Source organism: Streptomyces sp. NPDC047453 (assembly GCF_040643155.1).
GTDB lineage: Bacteria > Actinomycetota > Actinomycetes > Streptomycetales > Streptomycetaceae > Streptomyces.
Genome location: NZ_JBEYTS010000050.1, coordinates 1 through 25088, shown reverse-complemented (window position 1 = coordinate 25088; position 25088 = coordinate 1). Strand labels below are relative to the sequence as shown.

21 protein-coding genes, 2 tRNA genes and 1 pseudogene are annotated in these 25088 nt (G+C 70.1%); 12 read left to right on the top strand and 12 right to left on the bottom strand.

All coding sequences use genetic code 11. From position 1 onward, the window contains the following. Positions 1 to 7: 7 nt before the first annotated feature. A complete protein-coding gene (locus ABZ818_RS30775) occupies positions 8 to 2197 on the top strand; it encodes a phosphocholine-specific phospholipase C (protein WP_361421740.1) in 2190 nt (729 codons plus the stop codon). Positions 2198 to 2277: 80 nt separating this feature from the next. Here the strand turns inward: ABZ818_RS30775 and ABZ818_RS30770 are convergent, their stop codons facing one another. The 4 genes and pseudogenes from ABZ818_RS30770 to ABZ818_RS30755 all read right to left on the bottom strand — a co-directional run. Then, complete coding sequence (locus ABZ818_RS30770) at positions 2278 to 3345, bottom strand: substrate-binding domain-containing protein (RefSeq protein WP_361421737.1); 1068 nt, start codon at positions 3343 to 3345, stop codon at positions 2278 to 2280. A gap of 79 nt (positions 3346 to 3424) precedes the next feature. Beyond that, a complete protein-coding gene (locus tag ABZ818_RS30765; protein WP_361421734.1) occupies positions 3425 to 3583 on the bottom strand; it encodes a hypothetical protein in 159 nt (52 codons plus the stop codon). After that, a complete protein-coding gene (locus ABZ818_RS30760; protein ID WP_361421731.1) occupies positions 3574 to 3894 on the bottom strand; it encodes a hypothetical protein in 321 nt (106 codons plus the stop codon). Before ABZ818_RS30760 ends, ABZ818_RS30765 begins: the two co-directional genes overlap by 10 nt. Before the next feature lie 164 nt (positions 3895 to 4058). After that, positions 4059 to 4343 (bottom strand): annotated as a pseudogene (locus ABZ818_RS30755) (DUF2264 domain-containing protein); the annotation flags it as partial. Positions 4344 to 4652: 309 nt separating this feature from the next. Here ABZ818_RS30755 and ABZ818_RS30750 point away from each other — a divergent pair. The 5 genes from ABZ818_RS30750 to ABZ818_RS30730 all read left to right on the top strand — a co-directional run bounded on the left by ABZ818_RS30750 (position 4653) and on the right by ABZ818_RS30730 (position 9976). Continuing rightward, the gene (locus ABZ818_RS30750) at positions 4653 to 5993 is read left to right on the top strand and encodes a sugar ABC transporter substrate-binding protein (RefSeq protein ID WP_361421728.1); all 1341 of its coding nucleotides are present in this window, start codon (positions 4653 to 4655) and stop codon (positions 5991 to 5993) included. 89 nt (positions 5994 to 6082) lie between these two features. After that, on the top strand, positions 6083 to 6961 hold the full coding sequence (locus ABZ818_RS30745; RefSeq protein ID WP_361421797.1) for a sugar ABC transporter permease: 879 nt from the start codon (positions 6083 to 6085) through the stop codon (positions 6959 to 6961). Continuing rightward, positions 6958 to 7839, top strand: coding sequence for a carbohydrate ABC transporter permease (locus ABZ818_RS30740; RefSeq protein ID WP_361421725.1), 882 nt, complete (start codon positions 6958 to 6960; stop codon positions 7837 to 7839). Before ABZ818_RS30745 ends, ABZ818_RS30740 begins: the two co-directional genes overlap by 4 nt. A 116-nt stretch (positions 7840 to 7955) precedes the next feature. Next, the gene (locus ABZ818_RS30735) at positions 7956 to 8939 is read left to right on the top strand and encodes a hydroxyacid dehydrogenase (RefSeq protein ID WP_361421794.1); all 984 of its coding nucleotides are present in this window, start codon (positions 7956 to 7958) and stop codon (positions 8937 to 8939) included. Between the two features lie 611 nt (positions 8940 to 9550). Continuing rightward, a complete protein-coding gene (locus ABZ818_RS30730) occupies positions 9551 to 9976 on the top strand; it encodes a hypothetical protein (protein WP_361421722.1) in 426 nt (141 codons plus the stop codon). A gap of 105 nt (positions 9977 to 10081) precedes the next feature. Here the strand turns inward: ABZ818_RS30730 and ABZ818_RS30725 are convergent, their stop codons facing one another. Next, positions 10082 to 10666, bottom strand: a complete 585-nt coding sequence (locus ABZ818_RS30725; RefSeq protein WP_361421719.1) for an XRE family transcriptional regulator — start codon at positions 10664 to 10666, stop codon at positions 10082 to 10084. A gap of 118 nt (positions 10667 to 10784) precedes the next feature. Between ABZ818_RS30725 and ABZ818_RS30720 the strand changes: the two genes are divergently transcribed. From ABZ818_RS30720 to ABZ818_RS30710, 3 genes are read left to right on the top strand one after another with little or no spacing between them, the layout of a single operon-like run. Next, positions 10785 to 11621 (top strand): EamA family transporter, encoded by an 837-nt coding sequence (locus tag ABZ818_RS30720; RefSeq protein ID WP_361421716.1) that lies wholly within the window; start codon positions 10785 to 10787, stop codon positions 11619 to 11621. Positions 11622 to 11662: 41 nt separating this feature from the next. Then, positions 11663 to 12310: an FMN-binding negative transcriptional regulator gene (locus ABZ818_RS30715; RefSeq protein ID WP_361421713.1), complete on the top strand. Its 648-nt coding sequence runs from the start codon at positions 11663 to 11665 to the stop codon at positions 12308 to 12310. A gap of 39 nt (positions 12311 to 12349) precedes the next feature. Beyond that, positions 12350 to 13057 (top strand): phenylalanine--tRNA ligase beta subunit-related protein, encoded by a 708-nt coding sequence (locus tag ABZ818_RS30710; protein ID WP_361421710.1) that lies wholly within the window; start codon positions 12350 to 12352, stop codon positions 13055 to 13057. A gap of 78 nt (positions 13058 to 13135) precedes the next feature. On the opposite strand, the gene ABZ818_RS30705 is transcribed toward ABZ818_RS30710, so the two are convergent. The 5 genes from ABZ818_RS30705 to ABZ818_RS30685 form a co-directional block, all read right to left on the bottom strand. Then, positions 13136 to 14542 carry a M1 family metallopeptidase gene (locus ABZ818_RS30705; RefSeq protein WP_361421707.1) on the bottom strand — a complete coding sequence of 469 codons (1407 nt, stop codon included), beginning with the start codon at positions 14540 to 14542 and terminating at the stop codon, positions 13136 to 13138. 252 nt (positions 14543 to 14794) lie between these two features. Beyond that, positions 14795 to 14868: transfer RNA gene (locus ABZ818_RS30700), tRNA-Pro, on the bottom strand. Positions 14869 to 14879: 11 nt separating this feature from the next. Beyond that, positions 14880 to 14952 (bottom strand) — tRNA-Lys (locus ABZ818_RS30695). 32 nt (positions 14953 to 14984) lie between these two features. Continuing rightward, positions 14985 to 16349 carry a hypothetical protein gene (locus tag ABZ818_RS30690; protein WP_361421704.1) on the bottom strand — a complete coding sequence of 455 codons (1365 nt, stop codon included), beginning with the start codon at positions 16347 to 16349 and terminating at the stop codon, positions 14985 to 14987. 131 nt (positions 16350 to 16480) lie between these two features. Next, positions 16481 to 18022 (bottom strand): M28 family metallopeptidase, encoded by a 1542-nt coding sequence (locus tag ABZ818_RS30685; RefSeq protein WP_361421701.1) that lies wholly within the window; start codon positions 18020 to 18022, stop codon positions 16481 to 16483. Between the two features lie 499 nt (positions 18023 to 18521). Between ABZ818_RS30685 and ABZ818_RS30680 the strand changes: the two genes are divergently transcribed. Continuing rightward, on the top strand, positions 18522 to 19370 hold the full coding sequence (locus ABZ818_RS30680) for an arylamine N-acetyltransferase (RefSeq protein ID WP_361421698.1): 849 nt from the start codon (positions 18522 to 18524) through the stop codon (positions 19368 to 19370). Between the two features lie 330 nt (positions 19371 to 19700). After that, positions 19701 to 21434, top strand: a complete 1734-nt coding sequence (locus ABZ818_RS30675) for a M14 family zinc carboxypeptidase (protein WP_361421696.1) — start codon at positions 19701 to 19703, stop codon at positions 21432 to 21434. Positions 21435 to 21590: 156 nt separating this feature from the next. On the opposite strand, the gene ABZ818_RS30670 is transcribed toward ABZ818_RS30675, so the two are convergent. Continuing rightward, positions 21591 to 23093, bottom strand: coding sequence for a hypothetical protein (locus tag ABZ818_RS30670; RefSeq protein ID WP_361421693.1), 1503 nt, complete (start codon positions 23091 to 23093; stop codon positions 21591 to 21593). Positions 23094 to 23178: 85 nt separating this feature from the next. Between ABZ818_RS30670 and ABZ818_RS30665 the strand changes: the two genes are divergently transcribed. Further along, positions 23179 to 23784, top strand: coding sequence for a DUF305 domain-containing protein (locus tag ABZ818_RS30665; RefSeq protein WP_361421791.1), 606 nt, complete (start codon positions 23179 to 23181; stop codon positions 23782 to 23784). Here ABZ818_RS30665 and ABZ818_RS30660 read toward each other — a convergent pair. Continuing rightward, positions 23759 to 24841 (bottom strand): NAD-dependent epimerase/dehydratase family protein, encoded by a 1083-nt coding sequence (locus tag ABZ818_RS30660; RefSeq protein WP_361421788.1) that lies wholly within the window; start codon positions 24839 to 24841, stop codon positions 23759 to 23761. The genes ABZ818_RS30665 and ABZ818_RS30660 overlap by 26 nt on opposite strands. Positions 24842 to 25088: the final 247 nt, after the last annotated feature.

The window sequence follows — 25088 nt, the reverse complement described above, 5'->3', positions numbered from 1 at the left end:
CATTCGCATGTCGCATGCCGACGAGCCCACCGAGCACCTTCCCGAGACCAACCCCGACGGCTCACTGGCCGGCACAACCGGCCGCATCCCGCGAGGCGTTCCCGCGTCAATCTTCCGTTCGGGCCTGAGCAGGCGCCGGCTGCTGCAGGCGGCCGCGGCGTCGGCGACGGTCGCGGCGGCCACCGGCCTCACGGCGGCGGGCACCGGCAAGGCCGCGGCCGCGCCGGCCGATACGGCAGCGGTCGCCACCGGATTCACCGGCACGATCGCCGATCTCAAGCACGTGGTGATCCTCATGCAGGAGAACCGTTCCTTCGACCACTACTTCGGCATGCTCCCCGGTGTCCGCGGCTTCGGCGACAAGCAGGCCCTGCAGTACCCGGACGGCACCAACGTCTTCCACCAGCCGGACGCCAAGCGGACCGACGGCGGCTACCTGCTGCCTTTCCGTCTGGAGACGGGCAAGTACAACGCGCAGAACGCGGGCGGCCTGCCGCACGGCTGGACGGACGGCCACAACGCCTGGGCGATGGGCAAGAACAACCGCTGGGTCTCCGCCAAGGGCGAGCAGACCATGGGCTACTTCACCGGCGAGGACATCCCCTGGCAGTACGCCCTGGCCTCCGCGTACACGGTCTGCGACCACAACCACTGTTCGATAGCCACCAGCACCAGCCCCAACCGCATCTACATGTGGTCCGGCGCCATCGACCCGACCGGCGCGAACAACGGACCGGCCATCAACAACGGCGGCGACTATCGCTACCGATACACCTGGGAGACCTACCCCGAGGTCCTCCAGAAGGCCGGGGTGTCCTGGCAGATCTACGTCAACAACGACACCGACAGCAACTGGCTCGGTGACTACACCGACAACACCGTGCGCTCCTTCGCGTCGTTCAACCCGGCGCAGCCCGGTGCCGACACCTCGCCCGACGGGCTGCTCGCGCGTGGCAACGTGCTGCAGACTCACACCAAGCCGACCGGGCCCAACTCCAACCAGAACGTCGACTACGTTCTCAAGGACTTCATCGACGCCTGCAAGCCCGGCGCGGAGCGGCCGCTGCCGGAGGTCTCCTGGGTTGTCGCCCCGTACCTGTGGTCGGAGCACCCGGCCGGCGCCCCCGACTACGGTGCCGTGTACGCCGACCGGGTCATCCGGGCGCTGCACGAGAACGAGGAGCTGTGGAAGTCCACGCTGCTGATCCTCACCTTCGACGAGAACGACGGCTACTTCGACCACGTGCAGGCGCCGCTGCCGGAGCCCGGCACGGAGGGCGAATTCGTGCAGGGGCTACCGATCGGCCCGGGCGCGCGGGTGCCGATGGTCCTGGTCTCGCCGTGGACGCGCGGCGGCTGGGTGTCCTCGGAGGTGTTCGACCACACCTCGCTCGTCCAGTTCCTGGAGCACTGGACCACGAGCCTGGGCAAGCCGGCGCTCTGTGAGAACGTCAGCGAATGGCGCCGGACGGTGTGCGGTGACCTGACGTCGGCGATCGACTTCTCCTCGGCCGACACTTCGCTGCCCGACCTGCCGTCGGTCGACGTGCTGGTCGCGGCCGCGGAGCACGACCGGACGCTGCCGTCGATCTCCAAGGCGATACCGGCCCCGGGGCAGCAGTCGATGCCGGTTCCGCCGTCCGGCCGGCTGAAGGCGAGGCCCGTGCCCTACCAGCAGCACGCCACCGTGGCCGTCGACCGCTCCAGCGGCAAGGTCACCGCGACCCTCACCAACGAGGGTGCGCGGGGTGTCAGCATGCAGGTGTTCCCGGACGCCTACCGCGACTTCGAGGCGACGCCGTTCACCGTCACCAAGGACGGCTCGAAGAGCTACGAGTGGGACACGGCGACGACCGACGGGAAGTACGCCTTCAGCGTCTACGGCCCCGACCGGTTCGTGCGGTCCTTCGCCGGAAGCGTCGTTCCGGGCGGCCGGAACGCCGGTGCCGTCCCGCAGGTCGAGGCCGAACTCGTGCCCGGCCACCGTACGCTGCGGCTGCAGCTGTCCGCCGGTGGACGCGACCAGGTCCGCTTCGCCTTGGCCGCCAACGACTACGAGGGCGGCCACAAGACGGTGTACGTCGGTCAGGGCAAGCCCGCGGTCGTGGAATGGCCGACCGACCAGGACGGCTACTACGACGTGGTCGTCACCGCGGCCGACGGCTTCCGCTACCGTTTCGCGGGCCGGATCAGCTGACCTTCAGCCCACGGCCCGGCGGGCTCTCCCACGTCGTGAGAGTCCGCCGGGGCTGCGGACGACGCCGCCGCGGGCGCCTCTCAGACGGTTCTCTCACGGCCGCAGGAGGCGCGTACCTTCAGTTCGGGGAGCAGTTCCACCCGGTGGACCGGGAGGGCCGAGCCGTGCCGCAGCCGCCTCAGCAGCAGGTCGACGGCGGCGGCGCCGACTGCCCGTTTGGGCGGGGCCACGGCGGTCAGCGGCGGGGCACCGAGGGCCGCGAAGACGTCGTCGTAGCTGATCAGCGCCAGGTCCTCGGGGACGGACAGACCGCGTGCGCGCAGCAGTGCCGGAAGCTGGATGGCGTCCTGGTCGTTGTGCACGAGCGCGGCTCGCACGCCCCGGCCGACGGCCTCGGCGAGTTGGCCGGCCACCCGCTCGGGGGCCGTGGCGGGATCGTCGATGTCGATCACCGGCTGCGGTGTCAGGCCGAGGGTGGCGCAGCCTTCGGCGTAACCGCTGCGTACCTTCAGTGCCGTCCAGGTGTCGCGGCGGGCGGCGAGGGCGACGGCGTCGTGGCCGAGCGCGGCCAGGTGGCGCAGGGCGAGCAGCACGCCGTGATGGTGGTCGGAGCTGACCGAGTCGAGTTCCGCGGCTGCCGTGCCGACGGCGGCCCGGCGTTCGACCAGCACCGTAGGGACCGGCAGTTCGTTGAGCCAGAGGCGGTCGTCCGGGTTGTTCGTGGACATCCAGTTGGGCGTGAGCATGAGTCCCTCGGCGCCCGACTTGAGCAGTTGTTCCGCTTGGCCGCGGTCGGCGCCGGGGTCATAGGACGAGATGCCGAGCACCAGGTGGGCTCCGGCGTCGGCGGCTGCGGCGCGCGCCCCGGCGATCACCTCGTCGAAGTACTGGCTGACGGTGTGGCTCACCGTGGGCACGATCAGGCCGAGGGTGCGGGCGTCGGCCTCTGTACCTGCTCGCTCGTCCGGTACCGAGACCGAGCCGTGCGAGCGGCGCAACAGGCCTGTCTCGGCGAGGGTCGCCACATCCCGGCGCACGGTGACCGCCGGGAGGTCCAGACGGGCCGCGAGGTCTGTCACCCGGACCGTGCCGAGCTTGCGCACGATCTCCAGGATCCGCGTCCGGCGCTCGTCTGCCGCGATCGACATGACGGTCCCCTTCTTCCTGATCTGACTCACCACGAGTCTAGCGTTCGATACATTACTGATCTATTGCTCAGTAATTTGATCAGTCCCCGTCGGAGGCGACGGTCACCTCGTCCGCGCGGATGAGGGCCTCGCGGCGGCTGCCGTCCGGCCAGTCGACGCGCAGCCGGTGCCCGGTCGGGGCGGCCTCCACCACGACCCGCGCGGCCGGCGGCGCGGTCCCGGCTCCGCTCAGTCGCACCGCCGAGACGAACAGGCACTTCTCCCCGTGACCGTGCCGGTCAGCACTGGGACGGCCGCCGCGGGCCCGAGCGCGGTGCCCGCAGGCACGGGCTCGGTCGTGGCGGTGTCCAGGCCGTGCAGGGCGACGGCCTCGGAGACCAGCGCGGACCCGGTGACCCGTACCCGTGCTCCGTCGCCGGTCACAGCCGTCTCCACAGCGTTCCCGGCCACGGCCCATCCCGTGTGCCGTACCCGGGTCCCGTCGGCGGCGCCGGTGACCAGGTGCGCGTGGACCTCCTCGGCTCCGGCGGCGAGCACCAGGGAGGTCACGCCGACGCCCGGCAGTTCGGCACCTCCGACGCGGGGCCGGTGGGCGGAGGCCGCCCAGCCGGGTCCCGTGCCGAGCGGGACGATCGGGCCGCGCTCGCTCGCCTCGCCGCCGTCCAGCAGCGCGAAGTGGTTGTCGGCGGTGCCCTCGAAGGCCGGCCCGGTGGCCCCTCGGCGTACCGGTCGAGCAGTCGCAGCGGGTCCTGCCCGCCGACGCCCGCGACGCGGAGGGCGGCCAGCAGGAAGGTGCGGGCGTAGCCCTCCAGCGCGTCCGAGCGCGGGCCGGACCAACTCGGGCGCGGGCCGGGCAGCGCGATCAGCGCGTGGCCGGGCCCGGCGTGCCGCAGCGCCGCGGTGAGCAGCCCGTCCGCCACGGCCTCCCAGTGGGCGCGGGTCCAGCCCGTGTACGGGCTGAGCGAGCGGTCCTCGGGTGGGAGGGACGTACGCGGCATGGCGGGACTCCTTGCTCGGGGTCCCGAATCTAGAAGTCGACCGATCGATCGTCAATGCAATCGATCGAATGATCTGAACACGGGGCTTCCGCACCCTGCCGGCGCCACAAATCCGCAGAAGATCCGCGATGAGCACCCCCTTCCCTCCTGATCATATGAGATCGTTCGATCGAAAGGTATTGACTTCGATCTGAAGCGTTCCCAAGATGTGCGGTACCCGGGCCCGACGGCCCCGGAGCTCGGTCGGCTTCCCGCCGTCGGCTCCGCACCGGGCACACTCCACCCGTCCCGTCTCCCAGGAGCCGAGCCATGTCCGCTGCCCCCACCCGCAGTCGATCAGCCCTCCGCGCCGCCGCCGCGCTCACCGCCACCGCGCTGTCCGTCACCCTCCTCGCCGCCTGCGGCAGCGACGACGACAGCCCGTCGTCCGGCTCGGGCAAGCCCGTCGACATCACGTTCTGGGGCTGGGCGAAGGGCACCCGGCAGGTGGTGGACGCTTTCAACGCCTCCCACAAGGACGTGCACGTCAGCTACGAGGAGATCCCCTCCGGCGCGGCCGGCGGCTATGCGAAGCTCTCCAACGCGGTCAAGGCCCACAACGCCCCCGACGTGTTCAACGTCGAGTACCCGCAACTGCCTGACTTCGTCAGCCAGGGGGCCGTCCAGGACATCGGCAAGTACGTCGGCGCCGACCTGAAGGCGAAGTACCTGCCGCAGGCGGTGCAGCTGACCACTCTCGGCGGTGCCACGTACGCGCTGCCGCTGGACGCCGCCCCGCAGGCCTTCTACTACCGCAAGGACCTGTTCGACAAGGCGGGCATCAAAGCGCCCACGACCTGGGACGAGTTCCGCACGGCCGCCGAGAAGCTGAAGAAGGCCGAGCCCGGCAGCCGTATCGCGACGTTCTTCCCCGACGACCCGACCACCTTCGAGGCGATGGCCTGGCAGGCGGGCGCCCAGTGGTTCGGCACCGCCGAGGACACCTGGCAGGTGAGCCTGGAGGCGCCCGAGACGAAGAAGGTCGCCGACTACTGGCAGAAGATGATCAACGACCACCTGGTCCGCGTCGAGCCCTCGTTCAGCCAGCAGTGGACCGCCTCGCTGCAGAAGGGCCAGACGGCCGGCTATCTGGGGGCGTCCTGGGGCGGCGGCGTGCTGAAGGGCACCCTCCCGAGGGACCAGGCCGGAAAGTGGGCCGTCGCCCCGCTGCCGTCCTGGAACGGCACTCCCGCGAGCGGCATGCTCGGCGGCACCACCTTCGCCGTCTCCAAGGACAGCAAGAAGGCGGAGGCCGCCGTCGAGTTCGCCACCTGGGCCACCACCACCGCCGAGGGCATCCAGGCCCGGATCTCCTCCGGTGACTCCTCCGCCTTCCCGGCCGACCCCGCGCTGGTGCCGGTGGCCGCGAAGGCGTTCAAGGCCGACTTCTACGGCGGGCAGGACATCTACGGTGTCTACAAGAGCGCCGCCGAGTCCATCGAGCAGAAGTGGACCTGGGGTCCGGCGATGGGCGTCACCAACAACTCCCTGAAGGACTCCTTCGGCAAGCTCTCCTCCGGTTCCGGCACCATCGCCCAGGCCCTCGCGACCGCGCAGAAGGACACCGTCGCCGAGCTGAAGAACCGCGGTCTGAAGGTCTCCGCGCCGTGACCCCAACCGCTCCAACGGGCACCCGCACGGCCTCCGCCGCGCCCTCGCGTACCGCTGCCGTCCGGCGGCGGCGGTACGCGGCGCCCGCCGTGCTGCTCGCGCCGTTCTTCGTGCTCTTCACCGGGGCCACGCTGGTGCCGGTCGGCTACGCCGTCTACCTCAGCCTCTACGCCGAGCACCGCTCCGGCCTCGGCTTCGGCGGCAGCGAGACCGTCTTCACGGGACTCGGGAACTACACCCGGGCACTGGGCGACGCGGCCTTCCGCGGCGGCTTCCTCAACCTGGCGCAGTACTGCCTGCTCTACATCCCGCTGATGATGATCCTGGCGCTGGTGCTGGCCCTGCTGCTGGACTCCGCCCTGGTCAAGGCCCGCCGGTTCTTCCAGCTCGCCCTGTTCCTGCCGCACGCGGTGCCGGGCACCATCGCCACCCTGGTCTGGATCTACCTCTACACGCCCGGCATCAGCCCGGTGATCGGCGCCCTGAACTCGCTCGGCGCCCGCGCCGACCTGCTGGGCCATCCGCTGCCGGCCGTCGTCAACATGGCGGTGTGGGAGTGGACCGGCTACAACATGGTGATCTTCTTCGCCGCGTTGCAGGCCATCCCGCGCGAGGTCCTGGAGGCCGCCGTGGTCGACGGTGCCGGGCCGCTGCGCACGGCGCTCAGCGTCAAGATCCCGCTGATCCGTTCCTCGCTCGCGGTCGTCGGCCTGTTCACCGTCATCGGCTCCCTGCAGCTGTTCACCGAGCCGATGATCCTGCACGGCACCACCCCCAGCGTCGTCTCCACCTGGTCCCCCAACATGTACGCCTACACCGCGGCCTTCGAGCGGCACGACTACGGCCTGGCCGCCGCCTCCTCGGTCCTGCTGGCGCTGGCCGCCGCCGCGCTCTCCTTCGTCGTCACCCGGGCCACCCGCGCCCGGGGCGAGGACCGGCCCCAGCCCGCCACGGAGGCCGCCGCATGACCACCGCCACCGCACAGCCCGGCACCGCACGCGTGAAGGGCCGCCCCTGGTCGCTGTCCAGGACCGCCGTCAACGGCGCCCTGGTACTGGCCACCGCCTACACCCTGCTGCCGCTCGCCTGGCTGCTCACCGCCGCCGCCAAGAACACCGGCGACCTGCTCGGCGGCCGCACCCTCACCCCCTCCACCTGGCACCTCGGCGCCAACCTGCACGCCCTGGCCACTGCCGGCGACGGCGTCTACTTCCGCTGGTACGCCAACTCCCTGCTGTACGCCGGGATCGGCGCCCTGCTGTGCGCGCTCGTGTGCGTCTGCGCGGGGTACGCCTTCCACGTCTACCGCTTCCCCGGCAAGGAGCAGCTGTTCGGGCTCGTCCTGCTCGGCGTGCTGGTGCCCACCACCGCGCTCGCGCTGCCGATGTACCTGCTGGCCTCCAAGCTGGGCGTCGTCAACACCTTCTGGGCCGTGTTCGTCCCCAGCCTCGTCAACCCCTTCGGCGTCTACCTGGCGCGCGTCTTCTGCGCCGGGTACGTACCGGGCGAGGTGCTGGAGGCCGCCCGCATGGACGGCGCCGGCGAGCTGCGGACCTTCTGGTCGGTGGGGCTGCGGATGGTGATGCCCGGACTCGTCACCGTCTTCCTGTTCCAGTTCACCGCCATCTGGAACAACTTCTTCCTGCCCCTGGTGATGCTGTCCGACAACCGGCTGTTCCCCCTCAGTCTCGGCCTGTACAGCTGGAACACCCAGACCCACGCCTTCCCCGAGTACTACCCGCTGGTCGTCACCGGCTCCCTGCTCGGCATCGTCCCGCTGGTCATCGCCTTCATCGCCCTGCAGCGCCACTGGAAGGCCGGCCTGACCGCGGGAAGCGTCAAGTGACGTCCGCCCCTGCCACACCCGTACCGGAGAACCGAGTGTCCAACCCCCCGACCGCACCAGCCGCGCTGCCGAACCCGGCCGCCTCCGGACGGCGGCGTCCGCGCACTCTGCTGGCCATGCACGCCGATCTCGCCGGCCGGCTGATCGACCGCGCCACCCTGGAGCGGCTCACCGCGCTCGCCGACCTCGACCCGGCCCTCGTCGTCGACGACTTCGACGACCCGCGGGCCGCCGCGGCCCTGCGCGAGACCGAGGTCATCGTCAGCAGCTGGGGCTGCCCGCCGCTGGGCGAGGACGTCCTCGCCCGGGCGCCCGCGCTGCGAGCCGTCATCCACGCCGCCGGATCGGTCAAGCACCACATCACCGATGCCTGCTGGCGGCGCGGGATCCAGGTCACCTCGGCCGCCTGGGCCAACGCCCTGCCCGTCGCCGAGTACACCGTGGCGATGATCCTCCTCGCCAACAAGCAACTGCTGCGCCTACGGGACGACTACCGCGCCCGGCGCGGCGTCGAGCACGACTGGCTGACCGCCTACCCCCAGGTCGGGAACTACCGGCGTACGGTCGGCGTCGTCGGCGCCTCCCGCATCGGCCGCCGCGTCCTGGAACTCCTCCGCCCGCACGACATCGACCTGCTCCTGCACGACCCCTACGTGGACGCGACGGAGGCCGAACTCCTCGGCGCCCGCTCGGTGGAGCTGGACGAGCTGTGCGCGGCCAGCGACGTGGTCACCGTCCACGCCCCCGAACTCCCCGCCACCCGGCACCTCATCGACCGCCGCCGGCTCGCCCTGTTCCGCGACGACGCGACCTTGGTGAACACCTCCCGTGGCTCCCTCGTCGACCAGGACGCCCTGGTCGACGAACTCCTCACCGGCCGCCTCAACGCGGTTCTCGACGTCACGGTCCCCGAAGTCCTGCCCGCCGACTCCCCGTTGTACGACCTGCCCAACGTCCTCCTCACCCCGCACGTCGCCGGCTCCCTCGGCGGCGAACTCCACCGCATGGCGGCAGCCGCCGCCGACGAACTCGCCCGCTACACCGCCGGCCTCCCCTTCGCCCACCCGGTGCTGCACGAGGAGACCACCCGCTCGGCCTGAGAAGGCCGCACACCGACTCCGTGGCACACAGAGCGGGGGCGTCTCCCAGGGCGCTCCCGCTCCCGGCTTCACCGACCGCCACGGAGACGGATACCGCCTCACGAAGCTGCCGCGGACGGCCGGTGCCGCCCGGCGGCCCGACCAGGGTCGGCTAAACGGTGTGCCCTCGGGGGCGAGGCGTATCTCAGACAGGGGCCGCGGCCGAGGTCGTCGCCTTTACGGAAACGCTCGCCGAGCTTTCTGTCCTGCGCAGGCGTGACGGTGCCGGAGGGCGCGGCGAAGCGTTCTGCTGTCGGCCGAGACTGTCGCGCCTCCCCTGGCATGGCCGACAGGATCGTCGCATGCAGCCGATCTTCGTTCTCGTGCACAGTCCGTCTGTAGGTCCCTCGACCTGGCACCCAGTGGCCGAACACCTGACAGCGGCGGGTCACCAGGTGCGGGTGCCATCCCTGCTGCGCGTAGGCGCCGGTGCTCCGCCCTTCTGGCCCCGCATCATCAGTGCCGTCCGCGACGACCTCCGGCAAGTCTCGGCCGGCAGCCCCGTCACATTGGTGGCACACAGCAACGCAGGCTTGTTTCTCCCTTCGATTCGCTCGGGCCTCGACCACCCAGTGACCCACTCGATCTTCGTCGATGCCGCGCTGCCGGCCCGCACCGGACCGACCCCTGTCGCCTCACCGGAGTTGCTGGAGTACCTCCGTCCGATGGCTGTGAACGGCAGGCTGCCGCGCTGGACCGATTGGTGGGACGAGGCAGACGTCGCGCCCATGTTCTCTGATCCGGGGGTGCGGCGGACGGTCGTCGAGGAGCAGCCCACCCTGCCGCTGTCCTACTACGAGCAGCACATCCCGGTCCCCGACGGCTGGGACGACCACCCCTGTTCCTACTTGCTGTTCGGCCCTCCCTATGACGACTTCGCCGCCGAGGCGCGCCAACGCGGATGGCGTGTGGCACAACTGCCCGGCTCACACCTCCACCAGATCGTCGATCCTGCCGGCACGGCCCGGCACCTCCTCGAACTCGCCACCACGGGTTGATCCACCTCCGACCGGGCGCACCCCTGGCATTCGTCACCCTCGAGGACGGCCTCCTGCCGGCGGCACCGGAGTGCGCGCAGTGCCAAGCTGTCGCGCCCGTGCCGGTCAGGCTGTGGAGCCGGGGCCGGGCGGGATGTGAACGGTCATGATCAGGTGGCAGGTCTCGGTGCCCGAGCCGCGGTAGGTGTGGGTGGTGTCACCGTCGAAGGCGGCAGTCTGTCCGGCTTCGACGGGATGCTCGGCGCCGTCGACGATCAGTGTCATCCGGCCGGATGTGACGCTGACGGTTTCCACGACGCCGGCCTGGTGGGGGTGGCTGGGGTATTCCTCTCCGGGCTCCAGTCTCCAGCGCCAGACCTCGACCGGAGCCGGTCCCGAGGTGGTCAGCATGAGCCGGGCCTCGCTGCCCCGCTCCCCCGCCCACAAGGGCATGACGGCATCGGCGGACACCACTCGGACCCGGCCTTCGGCCGGTCCCTCCATCAGTGCGGACACCGAGATGCCGAGGGTGTCGGCGAGGCGGACCAGGGTGGCGAAGTTCGGGTTGCCCTGGGCTTTCTCCAGCCCGACCAGGGCACCCTTGCTGACCTTGGCGCGGCGGCCCAACTCGTCCAGGGACAGGCCCGCGCGCGTGCGTGCGGCCCTGACGTTGTGCGCGAGCGTGCGCAGGGCTGCTTCTGCCTCGGCCACTTGATCACCGTCCTGACGAGTGGAGCACTGGAATGGACCATGCGGTCATTTGGTTGACAGCAGGCGGTCGTTTCATTGTACGGTCGGGTCGTTCCATTGTGAAAGTTAGGGAAGTGCCGTGCTCGCTCTGCTGCTGGCCCTGGGCAGCTCTCTCGCCTACGGATGCGCCGATTTCCTCGGAGGCCTCGGTGCCCGTAGGGCGCATGTGCTGCGCACCGTGCTGGTCGCGGCGCCGGCCAGTCTCGCCGTCGAGCTGCTGCTGTGGCCCGTCCTGGGCGCCTCGTTCACCTGGGCAAGCGTCGGGTGGGGCGCAGCCTCCGGGATCGCGTCCGCCGCCGCGTTCGCCCTGCTGTACCAGACCCTCGCGATCGGCCCGATGAACGTGCTCTCGCCCATCACCGCACTGGTGTCCGCCGCACTGCCGGTCGCGGTCGGGCTGCTCCAGGGCGAGCGCCTGGGCGTGGCGGGGCTTGCGGGTCTGCCGCTGGCGCTGGTGGCGGTGGTCATGGTGAGCGCCGGGCACGGAGCACGCTCGTCACGTCCGTCGCGGACGGCGCTGCTGCTGGCCTTCGGCGCGGGTGCCGCCATCGCCCTTCAGCTCGTCTTCCTGCACCAGGCGCCCTCCGACAGCGGTGTGGCCCCTCTGATCATCGGCAGAGCGGTCTCCTCGGCCGTCACCCTGACCGCGGCCGCGGTGATGCACCGTCGGCTGGGCCCGGAGAAGCCCGCCTACGCGATCTCCGCGGCCGCGGGCGTGCTGGACTCACTGGCAAACCTGCTGTTCCTGCTCGCCGCCCGCAGCGGGGACCTCACCGTCGTCGCCGTGATCACCGCCCTGTATCCGGCCGGCACGGTCCTGCTCGCCCGCGGCGTGCTCGCCGAACGCATCCACCGCGGCCAACTCGTCGGCCTGGGCACCGCCGCCGTCGCGGTCAGCCTCCTCGCCCTCACCTGAACCGCCCCACCGTCCGCCCTACCGCCGCCAAGGAGAATCGCATGTTCATCCAGCCCTGGGATGCCGGCCTGGACGATGCCGAATGGCAGACCTGGATCGCCGACGGCCACGACTTCGGCCAGCTCAGCGTCAACGGCCTGCCCGGCCAGGCACCCATCGTCGTCCCCACCCACTTCACCACCGACAACGGCCAACTGCTGGTCCACCTCGCCCGGCCCAATCCGGTCTGGAAGGCGATCGCGCACGACCCGCACGTCACCTTCACCGTCATCGGCGACTACGCCTACGTCCCCGGACCCTGGCGCGCCAAGCCCGACATCCCGCCCACCGATGGCGTGCCCACCAGCTACTACGCGGCCGTCCAGTTCACCTGCCGAGCCCACATCGTCGACGCCCCCGAGGCCAAGGCCGACCTGCTGCGCCGCCAGATGGCCCACTTCCAGCCCGACGGCGACCACGCCCCCATCGACGTGGACCAGCCGCCCTACGGGCGGATGCTCCCCGGCATCCGCGGACTGCGCCTGGAAGTCACCGAGGTACGGGCCAAGTTCAAGTACGACGACCACAAACCCGTCGAGCACCGCACCGCCGTCGCCGGCCAACTCACCGAGCGCGGCCAGGGTCTGGACGTGCCCGCCGCACGCCAGCAGCTGCGCCGCCTGGACCGCATCGGCCCCTGGAGGCCCTGAAGCGGCCGCCGGCCCACGCACCAGAGGAGGACCATGCTCATGACCGCCTTCCGCATCAGCCCCGCCGTCACCGGCGCCTTCCCGGACACCCTCATCGCCCTGGTCACCGCCACCGGCCTGCGCGGCCACGAACCCTGGCCCGACACCACCACCGCTCTCGAAGACCTGGAGCAGCAACTCGCCCTCGGCATATGGCAGCCCGCCGACGAGAGCGACCCGCGCATCGAGGCGTGGCACACCGCCTACCGCTCCTTCGGCACCAACCCCCGCCGTATCCGCCCCAGTGTCGACGCCCTCGGCCGGCGCATGACCAAGAAGGGTGTGCTCCCACGTATCAACCCGGCGGTCGACTCCTACAACTCCGTCTCCGTCCGCCACGGGCTGCCCTCCGGCGCCTTCGACCTCGACCACGTCACCGGCGACGTCGACATCCGCTACGCCGACGGAAGCGAGGAGTTCACCCCGCTCGGCGAGCCCGACACCGTCGAACACCCCAAGCCCGGTGAGATCATCTACGCCGACGCCACCGGCGTCCTCACCCGCCACTGGAACCACCGCGACGCCCACCGCACCCGCGTCACCGAGGACTCCGCCCACGTCGTCTTCGCCCTGGAAACCCTCCACGCCATGCGCGACGGCGACCTCCTCAAGGTCGCGGCAGACGAACTGCAGGGCCTGCTCGTCCCGCACGCCGAGCGGACCGCGGTGCACTACCTGAGCCCCGCCCACCCCAAGGCCGGCGCCTGAACTCTGAAGGTCTCGCCGCAGAGTTCGTGGCCCGCCGGCGAGAAGGCATCGCCGCAGGCGTAGTTGTACCGGGGATGTTCACCGGATGCGGTGCGTGCTCCAGAAGGAGGTCAGGTCCTTGTCGGTCATGGACTGGGCGGCTTTCTTGAAGTCGGCGGTGGTGGAGACGCCGTCCCAGTGGTCGTGGGCGTAGCGCTTGAGAAGGCGTGCCATGGTGGCGCTGCCGAGGGTGCGTTCCAGGTCTGCCAGGGCGCAGGGGCCGGCGGTGTAGATGAGGTGGTACGTGCCGCGGTGCGTCGACCAGTAGGCCATCGAGCTGGTGAGCGCGGCGTCCTGGTCGGGCCACTCGTCCGGGTCCCAGCAGTCGCGGGTGTCCAAGCCGTAGAAGCGGAAGTTGGCGTACTGGGCGAAGCTCTCGTCCAGCCAGGGCGCACGGTATTGGTCGTTGCCGACGATGCCGTACCACCACTGGTGGGCCACTTCATGGACGACGGCGTTGCCTTCCTCGGTGGTGCCGAGCAGGACCAGGCCGGGATATTCCATGCCGCCGCCGAACTGCGGGGTCATCACCAGGTCGAGCTCGCCGTAGGGGTAGCGGCCGTACTCCGTGCTGAACCGGTCGACGGCGGCGGCGCCGTCCTGGCGGGCGAGCCGCACGCCCTCGGCCGGCGTGTCGGGTGCCCAGTACGATCTGACCCGCACGCCGCCGGGAGTGGTCTGGTCCGCGGTGCGGAACGGGCCTGCCGCCCACGCGAAGTCCCGTACCCGGTGAGCGACGCTGTGCGTGACAGTGCGCCCCGGCGTGCCGGGACTGGTGCGGGTGCGGCCGGTCGCCGGGACCTTGAGGGCCGAGGGGTGGTCGAGCGTGACCTGGAAGTCGCCGGCCAGGGTGTAGAAGCTCTCGCCGGTCGACACATACGGATCGAGGTGCCATCCCGCCGCGTCGTGCACGGCGAGCACGGGCAGCGCATTGCCGAGGAAACGGAACGCACCCTCGCGGCCGAAGCGGTCGTTGCGCCCGGGCGCGGTGAGGGACAGGTCGAAGGAGACAGCCGTGCGCCGGCCGCGCCCGAGAGGTGTGGGCAGGGTGATACGCAGCGCCGTGCAGTCCACGCTGAGCCGCCCCGCCGTGCCGCCGCGTACCCGTGACACGGTGACGGGAGAAGGGCTGCCGGAAGTGCCGCAGGCGTCCACGCCGTTGCCCCACAGTCGCAGGTACACCTCGCGCAGAGGCCGGTCGGAGGCATTGCGGAACGACACGCGCTGCCGGCCCTTCCAATGGGTGCCGTCGGCGTCGGCGCGCAGGGTCACGTCGTAGCGCAGGTGATCGGGTGTCGCGACCTGGACGCTCTTCGCCGCGGCCACACGTTCGGGGGCGGCGTCGGCGGCGCCGGCGCCGGCTCCGACGAGCAGCGCGAGCAGCGCGAGCAGGGCAACGAGCAGGCGGCGAGGGGGTGTTGACGGACGAGCGGACAGAGACGGCATGGCAGCCGATCGTGCCACAGCGCTCTTCGGGATACGCCCTCCTGTGCGGGAAGTAAGCGGGCCGGTTCCGTTTGCCGCGGCCGAGCACGACAGCATGCACGGCTGCTGGACAATCGGGCCGGCGGGCGGGTCGCGGGACGGCGTCAGGACGCCTCGGACGCCGCCAAATCGGCAGCCCCGCTTCGAGCTCCGCATACGCCAGTGATCAGCCGGCCAAGGTGGCGGCGGTGACCCAGTCAGTCCCTGCGGCGGGGCACCGGGGCAGGATTCGAACCTACGTCCACCCGGTCCCGAGCCAGGCGCTCCACCGCAGAGCTTCCCGGTGCCCATGAGCCGCAGACGAGGGCAGGGCTCGAACCTGCGTCCAGCCGGTTAAGAGCCGGCCGCTCCACCATCTGAGCTTCCTCGCCGGCCCCGAGTCTCCCGGTCGGCTGTGGCGAGGTCAACGTATTTCCGCCGCCGCGGGCCGTGGCGGCTTCCCGGAGAAGACTCCTGCCGAGCGCAGCAGCGTGGCCAGCATCGGGTCGGCGACCGTGACACCGTGCACCATCTCGGGCGTGGCCCGGAACGGCACCGGGCGCACCACCCGCTTCGCTCGGGTCCAGCCGCCCCGCGCGGGATCCACACCGTGGCGCCGGCAGACCTGTTCGACGAGCCACCGCGGGCACTCCGCCTCTCCACGCAGCACCTGCCAGGGCAGCGGCAGCTCAGCCCACACGCCGGTGTCCGGGTGCAGCCCGCCTCCCGCCTGGCGGTGCCAGGCGGCCACGTCTGCCGCGACGAGGAGCAGCACCTTGCCGGGGCAGATCCGCTCGATGAGGTCCTGTGCGCCCATGGCCTCCAGCAGTGCGAACCAACTGGAGCGTGCCGTGGTCCAGGCCCGTGCCGCCTGGTTCCAGGTGGTGGAATCCTGCCCGCGCTCCACGACCATGGTCGTGCGGTCCACCGGCTGCCGCTGCCACAGCTCCTCCAACTGCTCCGCGACCTTGAGCAAAATGCCGTACCAGCGCCCGAGCAGCAGTCCCCGCTGTTCGTCACCCACATGCTTCAGCACCTCGGCGGTGGGATGCACATGGGCGACGGCGAACCAGTTCGCGGTGTCCGCGTCCAGCCGCCGGAACAGGGCGTCGGCCACCTCGTCGTAGGGACGCTGCTGGCCGGAGACGGTGAACTCGCTGCGCAGGTTGGCGCGTGCGGTCAGATACGCGATGAACGCGGCCGTGCCGGCATCGGCTGTGAACTCCTCGTACGTCAACCGGGAAGCGAGCCCGCTCTTGCCGATCACCGTGATCTCGCGCTTGTGCTGCTCCACAAGGATCCGGGTGAGCTTGGCCTCCATGCGGCGCAGAAGCCGGAACCGCTTGTTGTACTGCCGCTTGGACACCTCCTCCAGCCCGGCCTCGGTGCGCTGCTCACGATTGAGCCGGTCGGAGAGGAAGTCGCTGTGCCCGTACTCCTTGCGGATCTCCTCGCCCGCGGCCCGGATGACCGCCTCAACCTGCGCCGGGTCGTCCCCGGCCGCCTCCGGAAGCGCGGTGACGGTGGCGAACAGATCGGCGGCCCGGGCAAGTTGGCGCTGCGCGCCGACCGGGCGGGCGAAGTCCTCCACCATCGACGTGTAGCCGTGCCACAGGCTGCGCAGCGACGTCCGTGTCGCCTTCTCCAGCGCGGTACGGGTGCGTCGGTCCAAGGAGCCCGGCGTCGCGTCGAAGAGGTCACGGATCAACTGGGCGACGTCCTCGGGGCGCTTGCGCTGCCCGAGGGAGGCATACATCTCCCGCAGAAGCCGTTCGGAGTGCGCGGACATGCGCATCAGGCTGGCATCCCTGCCCACCGCCGCACCACCGGTTATCGCCCGGACGCGGGCTTCCCGAGTCCCTGGATGAACGGCGCGGGGAGGGCCGGACAGTCCGGCCCTCCCTTTGTGTGTACGGGGAGTTACTCGGTGACCTCGTGGTCGTGGCCCTCGTGCAGGCCACCGCCGCTGCCCGCCGAACCCTTGGTGTTCTGCGGCGCCACCGGCTTGCTGAGGAGGCTGGTGTCCCAGGCGTACTGGCCCACCGCGTTGGCGATGACGTCGATGTTGACGTCGAACGCCTTCATGTTGATGTTCTTCAGGTTGTCGCAAGCGGCGTGGTAGCAGGCGTCATACGCGACACCGGCCTTACCGCCGTACAGCTTCGCCTGCTCGGCCGTCTTGACGCCCTCGGCTCCGGTGAAGGTGCCGCCCGAGGGGATGCCCACCTCGATGAACGGCCCGTAGTCCGAACGGCCGGTGAAGTCGGTGCCCTCGTGCGGAATGCGCCGGCTGTCCAGGTAGTCGGTGATCTGCCGCTCCAGCTGCGCCGATCCCTCCGGGCCGGGACCGGCACCGACCTGGTCGGAGTCGTCACCGTCGTAGACGAACTGGGCGTAGTTCGGCGAGGCGATCATGTCGAAGTTCAGGTAGAGCTTGACCTTCGCACGGTCCGCCGCCGAGAGGCTGTCGACGTAGGCCTCCGAGCCCAGCAGGCCGAACTCCTCAGCCGACCACCAGGCGAAACGCACCTTGTTCTGGACCTTCTGGTGGGCGAGGTTCAGGGCCACGTCGAGGATGCCGGCGGAGCCGGAACCGTTGTCGTTGATGCCCGGGCCGGCCGCCACCGAGTCCAGGTGGGCGCCGAACATCGCCACGTTGTCGGGGTCGCCGCCCTTGGTCTCGGCGATGACGTTGTAGGTGCGCCGCATCTCCGCGAAGGTGTGGATCTCCAGGTTGACGGTCACTGCGCCGGAAGCGGCCTTGGCCGCCAAGGCCTGACCGTCCGCCTGCGTGACGCCACCGGTCGGGATCTTCGCGACGTTCGGGTCTCCCAGGGTGCCGTTGAGGGCGCCGTCGGTGTTGTTGTAGATGATCGCGCCGACCGCGCCCGCACCGGCGGCGGTCGCCTGCTTGTCCGCAAAGGTGCAGCCGCCGCGCTTGATCAGCGCGATCTTGCCGGTGAACGTCCCCGGCGCGTAGTCACCCGGCTCGCAGCCGGTGGTGTCGTCGACCGGCACCACCGCGACCGGGGCGGTGATGCCGCCGGTGGGGCTGTTGGCAGAGTACGTCATGGCGATCAGCGGGATGTCCTGCTGCTGCGGCGACACCACCCGCAGGCTCTCTGCGAGCGTCTGACTGAACTGGTAGTCGAACTCGTTCCGGGTCACCGAGTACCCGGCCTTCCGCAGCAGGCCCTCGACATACTCGGCGGACTGCCGATGGCCCTCCGACCCGGCCACCCGGGTGTTCCCGTTCTTGTCAGCGATCCGCTGGAACTTCTTCAGATGCTCGTAGGCATCCTCGGCGTTGCTCTTCTTGACGAGCTTCTGTGCAAGCTTGGCAGCCTCCTTGGCAGGGTCGCTGTGAGCGGAGGCGGTGCCCGATCCGATCAGCAGCAGCGGCGCTATGAGCCCTGCGGCGGATACGGCGGCTACCGTGGTGCGGCGGTTCCGAGCGTTCAAGACGCGTCCTTCCGGCAGTCCATCAGAAATGGGCGTAATGGCCGAAAACAGGCCGAACGGGCGTACGGCTGCACTCCGGGGCAGGTGGGGATGGCCGGATCGGTCCACCCCCCTGCCACCGGCAAGGAGAAAGTATCTGCTCAGTAAACGCTTGGTAATGGGTTGACGGGAATCTTCGTTGCCGACGCCGCCCGTACGGGAGTGCCGAGCGCAGCGGTCGGCACCTGATCCAACCGAAGTTGACCGGATGTCACCGGTGCTGACTAGTGCCCCGGCAGGCAACGTTTGCCCGTCAAGGAGCGGCGTCCGATGCGTGCTCTGGGGGTCCCCCTGCTCGAAGAGCTTGGGGGAGTGCCGGCCGGAAGTCCCCGTACTGGACGTACTTGGGCTTTCGGCCGGTGCGGCGAGTGGGGGTCCCCCCTGCTCGAAGAGCGCGGGGGAGCGTGCCGGGCGTCGCGACGGGGCGAACGTTGCCTGTTGGGGCACTAGAGTCCAGGACATGCCGAAGGTGGATGTCGACCGCTATCTGGAGCGACTGGGTGTCGCGGATCCTGAGACACCGTCAGTAGCGGTGCTGCGGGCGCTGCACGCCGCGCATGTGGCCCGGGTGCCGTACGAGACGCTGGAGATCCATCTGGGGCGGGCGACCACGGTGGATCCCGAGGAGTCGGTGGACCGGATCCTCCGGGGGCGCGGCGGTTACTGCTTCCACCTCAACGGAGCCTTCGCCACTCTGCTCGACGCCCTGGGGTACGCCGTGGCGTGGCACCGCGGCGGCGTCCAGGGCAGTCAAACCGCCCAGCCGCCCGGCGCGAACGCCAACCATCTGGCCCTCACGGTGGTCTGCGAGAGCGAGACCTGGTTGGTCGACGTCGGGCTCGGTGACGCGCTCTACGAGCCGCTGCCGCTCCGTGCCGGGAAGTACCGTCAGGGGCCCTTCACCTATCGGCTCTCGCGGTCGGCGGTCGAGCCCGACGGGTGGCGCTTCGACCACGACCCCCGCGGCTCCTTCGCCGGGATGGACTTCACCATGGCGCCCGCCGGGCCGGAGGACTTCGCCGCACAGCACCGGGAGTTGTCCACCTCGCCGAGTTCGGGTTTCGTCCGGGTCGCCTCCGCGATCCGCAGGGATGCGGACGGCACGGACGAGCTCCGGGGCTGCGTACTGGTCCGGACGGACGGTGACGGGCGGTCGGAGCGCGAACTGACCACCGAGGCCGCCTGGTTCGGAGCCCTCGCGGAGGTCTTCGGTCTCACCCTCACCGACGTCGGCGAGCAGGAGCGTTCCGCGCTCTGGGAGAGGGTGCGGTCGGCCCACCGGGCATGGCTCGCCGCCCGCGCCGGCTGACCAGGTGGCCCCATGTGGTGTGCCGGTCCCCGCAGTCGTCCACCCGCACCTTGCCCGGTTGACCGCCCGCGCCGCTGCCGCTTGTTCCTCCTACCACGTCATCGCTCCCGAGTATGGGGGCCGGTGGGACGCCGGTCCGGACAGACTGGGCCCGTGCCGAACTCGACCTGCTGGATGGCCGTCCAGCGGGTCGGCACCATGCGCGCGTATGCGACCACGGTGACACGACCGTTGATCAGTACACGGCAAGGTGGAATCCTGCGCGCGTCGGACGGTTTCCCGGCCTTCCCGGCCGCGTGCCGTTTCCCGCGAGCAGAGAGCGAGCACCACGTGAGACAGCCCTCGTCCCGCAGAAAGCCCTCGCCCCACACATTCCGTGCCCTCACCCGCGCCGTCAGCGCCCTCGGCACGACGACGGCCCTACTGGCCCTCACCACCACCGGCGTCCAGGCCGCAGCACCGGCCTCCCCCGCCGGGCGCGGCGAATCGGACCTCGCCCTGGCCAGCGTCCAGGCCGACACCGCCGCCGAGCAGCAGGCGCTCGCCGCGACCGGCCTCGACATCATCGAGGCCGACGACAAGCACGCCGAAGTCCTGCTGCACTCCCCGGACGACCATGTCGCCCTGGCCGCCGGCGGCTGGACGTACCGCACCGAGAGTGTCGACGACGACCTCGCCACCCTCGACGGCGCACGTGCGGCCGAGGCCGCCGCGGCCGCGGCGGGGGAGAAATCCACGCTTCCGACCGGCCGCGTCGCGTACCGCGACCTCGGCACCATCAACACCGAACTCAAGGCCCTCGCCAAGCGGTATCCGAAGCAGGTCAAGCTGTTCCGGCTGCCTCACACCACCCTGCTGGGCAAGACTGTCTACGGCGTCGAGGTCACCGGGGACGTCCACGAGTACGCGGGCAAGCCGGAGTTCCTGCTCACCGGAGTGCACCATGCCCGCGAGTGGCCCACCGCCGAGTTGACCACGGAGTTCATCACCGAGGCCGTCACCTCGTACGGCACCGACGACCGGTTCACCCATCTGATGGACTCGAGCAGGATCGTCGTCGTGCCGGTGGTCAACGCCGACGGTTACGACGTCTCCCGCTCCCGCATCAACGAGATGAAGCGCAAGAACTGCCGCGTCACTCCCGGCCTTGTGCCCACCGCCGCCGACTGCGAGGACCCGGCCAACGCCAACTCGGGCGTCGACCCGAACCGCAACTACGGCGCCTTCTGGGGCGGCCCCGGCTCCACCACCAACCTCCTCGCGAGCGACCACCACGGCTCGGCGCCCTACTCGGAGCCCGAGATCGAGAACATGCGCGAGTTGGTGAACGCCCACCAATTCACCGTGGCCATCAACGCGCACACCCCGGATGAACGTCTGCTGCGTGCCCCGTCGTCCCCGCTGGAGCCCGACCCGGTCGAGGAGGACCTGTACCAGTCCCTCGCCGAGTCACTCGGCTCGGACCTCGGCGGCTGGCCGTCAGGGCCATGGCCCGAGGTGTACTACAACGCCTCCGGCACCGCGGAGGAACACGCCTTCTACACCTCTGGCACCTTCGCGTTCACCCCCGAACTGATGCCGGGATTCAACGGACTCCTGCGCTTCCACCCGCCGTACGAATACGTCGCCGACCAGTACTGGGGCACCGGCATCTACCAGGGATCAAGCGCCCGCGAGGCCTTCCTGCACGCCTGGGAGATGTCCACCGACCCTGCCCTGCACTCCGTGATCAAGGGCAAGGCGCCGAAAAACATCGAACTACACATCACCAAGGACGTGACACTCAAGTCGTCCCCCACTCCGGTGGCCGACGGCGGCACCATCCCGACGGACCAGCACCTCGAGTCCACCATCAAGGTGTCCGACGACGGCACCTTCACATGGAACGTCAACCCGTCCGTGCGGCAGTCCCAGGACGCCTCCCGGCTGCTCCAGGAGTCCTGGACGATCTCCTGCCTCAACCCGGCAGGAAAGGTGATGCATTCCGAACAGGTCACCGTCACCCGCGGGGCGTCGGCCATGGTGAACATGTCGGAGTGCCCGGGCGGCCCGAAGCGCCATTGACGGCTGGAGTCCTCAGGGTCAGTCCGTGTGTCTTGAACGGAGTGCGCCGGCCCCCACCGGAAGACCGGCGGTCACCCGGGAGAGTGACCGCCGCTGTCAGTCCTTGCCCACGTCTCCGGGTTCCTTGGCCCGGAGCCCCGGCGGGCTTCTGCCGGGTCAGTCGAAGTAGTCCGGCTGGCTCTGGACGTTCAGCTGGTCCAGCTGGATCTTGCGGGCCGGGTCGGTGCGCCGGTCGTTGACCTTGAGCACGTCGAAGCCCTTGGCGATGTCGTTCGAGTAGATGTAGCCGTTGTAGTAGTACGCGGACCAGGAGCCGCCCACGGTCAGCCGGTCCGTGGCGAGCGGGCCGCGCTCGAAGTAGCCGATCTCCTTCGGCTGTGTCGAGTCGGTGAAGTCCCAGACCGAGACGCCGCCCTGGTACCAGGCCTGGACCATGATGTCGCGGCCCTTGACCGGGATCAGCGAGCCGTTGTGGGCGACGCAGTTCTCGGTGTCCGCCTGGTGCCGGGGAATCTTGAAGTAGCCGCGGAAGACGAGCTTGCGGTTGTCGCCCTTGCCGACGATGTCGTAGATGCCGTCGGCTCCGCGGTTCGGACCGATGGCCGCGTTGCAGGTCGCGGCGCCTCCGCCGCCGAGTTCGTCGGTGAAGACGACCTTCTTCGCGGTCTGGTTGAAGGTCGCCGAGTGCCAGAACGCGAAGTTGACGTTGTCCTGGACCTGGTCGATGACCTTCGGGTGCTCCGGGTCCTTGATGGACATCAGGATGCCGTCGCCCATGCAGGCACCGGCGGCCAGGTCCTTGCACGGCAGCACGGTGATGTCGTGGCAGCCGGTCGTCTTGGAGACACCCGGGTTGGTGGGCGCGCCGGGGTTGCCGCCACCGTCGGGGCCGTCACCCGGGAAGAGCACCGCGAAGTTGACGAGCGCGGCCTTCTGGGGAGCGTCGCGCGGCACCTTGACGATCGAGATGCCGTCGTGCGGGGGCTGGCAGTCGGGGAACGACGGGCTCGGGGAGTACGAGGACACGTAGATGTAGACATTACGGCCATGGGGAACGATGGAGTGCGTGTGTGAGCCGCAGTTGGTCTCGACGGACGCGACGTACTTCGGGTTCTTCTTGTCGCTGATGTCGAAGACCTTCATGCCCTCCCACGACGACTTCTCGGACGCGGGCTGCGGCGTGCTGGAGCAGGAGTTGTCGCTGCGTGAGGAGTCGGTCGACAGGAACAGCAGGTTCCCGGAGACGGATATGTCGTTCTGCGACCCAGGGCACAGCACCTGGGAGACCGTCTTGGGAGCCTTCGGGTTGCTGATGTCGAAGATGCGGAAGCCGTCATAGTTGCCGGCGTACGCGTACTTGCCCTGGAAGGCGAGGTCGGAGTTCAGGTCCTTCAGGGCGTCCTTGGGCATGTTGGCGACGTGTTCGATGTTGTCGGAGTGGACGATCTCGTCCTGCGCCGGTATCTCGCCCTTGGCGATGGCCGTTCTGGTCTCGGCCGCCTCGCTCTTCGACACACGCTGAGGCGCGGTGGCGGTGTCGCCGGGGTCGGGCGTCGCCACGGCCGGAGCTGCCGTGAGCAGCGCCGCCAGCAGTCCGACAGCGGCTGCCACAACCCCGAGGTGTCTGGGCCGTGTTCGGGGACTGTTCAACAGGTTCACTGTTTCCTCCCTGGTCTCCGTTCGCAAGGGAACTGACAGTGAGGGCGACAAGGGCGAGAGCCGTGACCCCCAGCCACTTGGCACGATCAGCGGGTGCGACTCGGGCACGGACGCCCCGGCGAAGAAGAGCGCGCCCGGCCCCTCGGTGATCGCGCCCGGCAAACCCGGTGAGCCCGCCCGGACCCTGTCCGCCGAGGACGCCGCGAAGGAGATCCCCGACGGGTCCCCCAACGGGGCGGACTTCGAGTACGTCCAGATGATGATCGTCCACCACGGCCAGGCCCTGGAGATGACCGAACTCGCCGAGCACCAGGCGAAGTCGAGCGGGGTGAAGCGGATCGCCTCACGCATCGCCGCAGGACAGGGGCCTGAAATCGACGCCATGAAGGGGTGGTTGAAGAACCACGGCGAGGGACGGCGCACGAGTGGCGGCGCGGGCTCGGGGCACAACCACGACCATGCCACGATGCCCGGCATGGCCACCGAGGCACAGCTGAAGCAGTTGCGCGCGGCGCGGGGCGCGGCCTTCGACGAGCTGTTCCTGAAACTCATGATCATGCACCACAACGGCGCGATCGTCATGGCCACGTCGGCGCTCTCGGACGGCAACAACGTACAGGTCGAGGAGATGGCGAACGAAGTGATCGCACAGCAGACCAGCGAGATCAGCCGGATGCGCGCGATGCCCTGACGATCGGCGTGGCGTTCCACGGGCCGCTCCCCCGAGGCGCTTTGGTCAGTGAGTGCTCGGGGACGGTCTCTTGTCCCAAGGCCGCCAGAAGTGCGCGCTCCGTGTCCGCGCCGAGTCCGGCGCGACGTGGCCGGTGGAGTCCCTGCTCGCGTTCCCAGCGCAGAGTGTCGGCGAGGAGGTCGGTACGGGATCGGTGGCGCAGGCCCGCGGCGGTGGCGGCGGATCCGTCGCGCGCCGCCCAGCCCTCCCATCCCGGTTCGACCACCCACATGGGCAGTGAGTCGGGGCCCATGTACTCGGTCACTCCGTGCGCGAGGAGCTGTTGGGACGCGACGGGGACGACCGTTCCGGTGTGTCCGCCGACGCCTCGAGACAGCTCGATCCACTCGGCGAAGGGCACAGTCGGGCCAACCGCGTTGTATGTTCCCGTGGTTCCACGTTCCGCAGCGTCCAGGAGCCACGTCGACAGGTCGCGTACGTCGATGGTCTGCGTCGGTGCCTTCGGGGTGTCGGGGACGAGCAGCGGCGCCTGCGGGGCACGGGCGGCGCGGGCGACCCAGTAGCCGGAGCGGTCGCTGTGGTCACCGGGCCCGCCGATGAGTCCGGCACGTGCGACCAGGAGCCGGCCGGCCAGGGCTGTCCGAGCAACCGTTTCGAAGGCGGACTTGGCCTCGCCGTACAGCTCACGACCGACCTCTTCGTGCTCTGTGGCGGTCAACAGGGCGGCGCACTCGTCCGCGCCGGGCTCGCCGTGGGAGGCGTACGCGCTGATCGAGGAGACGTAGATCCAGTGACGTGCCCGCGCGCCCAGGGTCGCAACAGCTCTCCGTACGAAGCCGGGTTGCCAGGACACCTCGAGCACAGCGTCCCATTCCCGGTCGGGCAGGGACGCGTACGCGGCGGGGTCGCGCCGATCCGCGGCCACCAGACGCGCGCCTTCCGCGACGGGCCCGCTGTCACCACGCGCCAGGCACGTCACCCGGTGGCCACGGTCGAGGGCCTGCCGGGAAAGTTCACGCCCCAGCCAGGCCGTACCGCCGAGGACCAGGATCTCCATGCACTCCATGACGGCACTCAATCAGCACGGCCGTCCCACACCAAGAGGCCTCTGCTGTCGGCAGAACCACAGAAACCCGTATGCGGCGCTCGCACGGTCGCCGCGCGCCGTCGGACAAGATGCCTTCGCCCTCCGCTCGAATTCCAGAGTTGACCTCGATTCGTCAGCGGGTTTCGGTCGCTGATCGGTGCGGCTGTTCGCCCGTAATGTCCTCTGCCGTTGGAGGACGGGCCGTCGCGTGACGCCG

Bases quoted from the DNA above. Each gene is read 5' to 3' on its own strand.
- ABZ818_RS30690 (WP_361421704.1), bottom strand. From the start codon at position 16,349: ATGTCCGCGCACTCCGAACGGCTTCTGCGGGAGATGTATGCCTCCCTC.
- ABZ818_RS30775 (WP_361421740.1), top strand. From the start codon at position 8: ATGTCGCATGCCGACGAGCCCACCGAGCACCTTCCCGAGACCAACCCC.
- ABZ818_RS30660 (WP_361421788.1), bottom strand. From the start codon at position 24,841: ATGGAGATCCTGGTCCTCGGCGGTACGGCCTGGCTGGGGCGTGAACTT.
- ABZ818_RS30705 (WP_361421707.1), bottom strand. From the start codon at position 14,542: ATGCCGTCTCTGTCCGCTCGTCCGTCAACACCCCCTCGCCGCCTGCTC.
- ABZ818_RS30715 (WP_361421713.1), top strand. From the start codon at position 11,663: ATGTTCATCCAGCCCTGGGATGCCGGCCTGGACGATGCCGAATGGCAG.
- ABZ818_RS30680 (WP_361421698.1), top strand. From the start codon at position 18,522: ATGCCGAAGGTGGATGTCGACCGCTATCTGGAGCGACTGGGTGTCGCG.
- ABZ818_RS30740 (WP_361421725.1), top strand. From the start codon at position 6,958: ATGACCACCGCCACCGCACAGCCCGGCACCGCACGCGTGAAGGGCCGC.
- ABZ818_RS30750 (WP_361421728.1), top strand. From the start codon at position 4,653: ATGTCCGCTGCCCCCACCCGCAGTCGATCAGCCCTCCGCGCCGCCGCC.
- ABZ818_RS30710 (WP_361421710.1), top strand. From the start codon at position 12,350: ATGACCGCCTTCCGCATCAGCCCCGCCGTCACCGGCGCCTTCCCGGAC.
- ABZ818_RS30770 (WP_361421737.1), bottom strand. From the start codon at position 3,345: ATGTCGATCGCGGCAGACGAGCGCCGGACGCGGATCCTGGAGATCGTG.
- ABZ818_RS30735 (WP_361421794.1), top strand. From the start codon at position 7,956: ATGCACGCCGATCTCGCCGGCCGGCTGATCGACCGCGCCACCCTGGAG.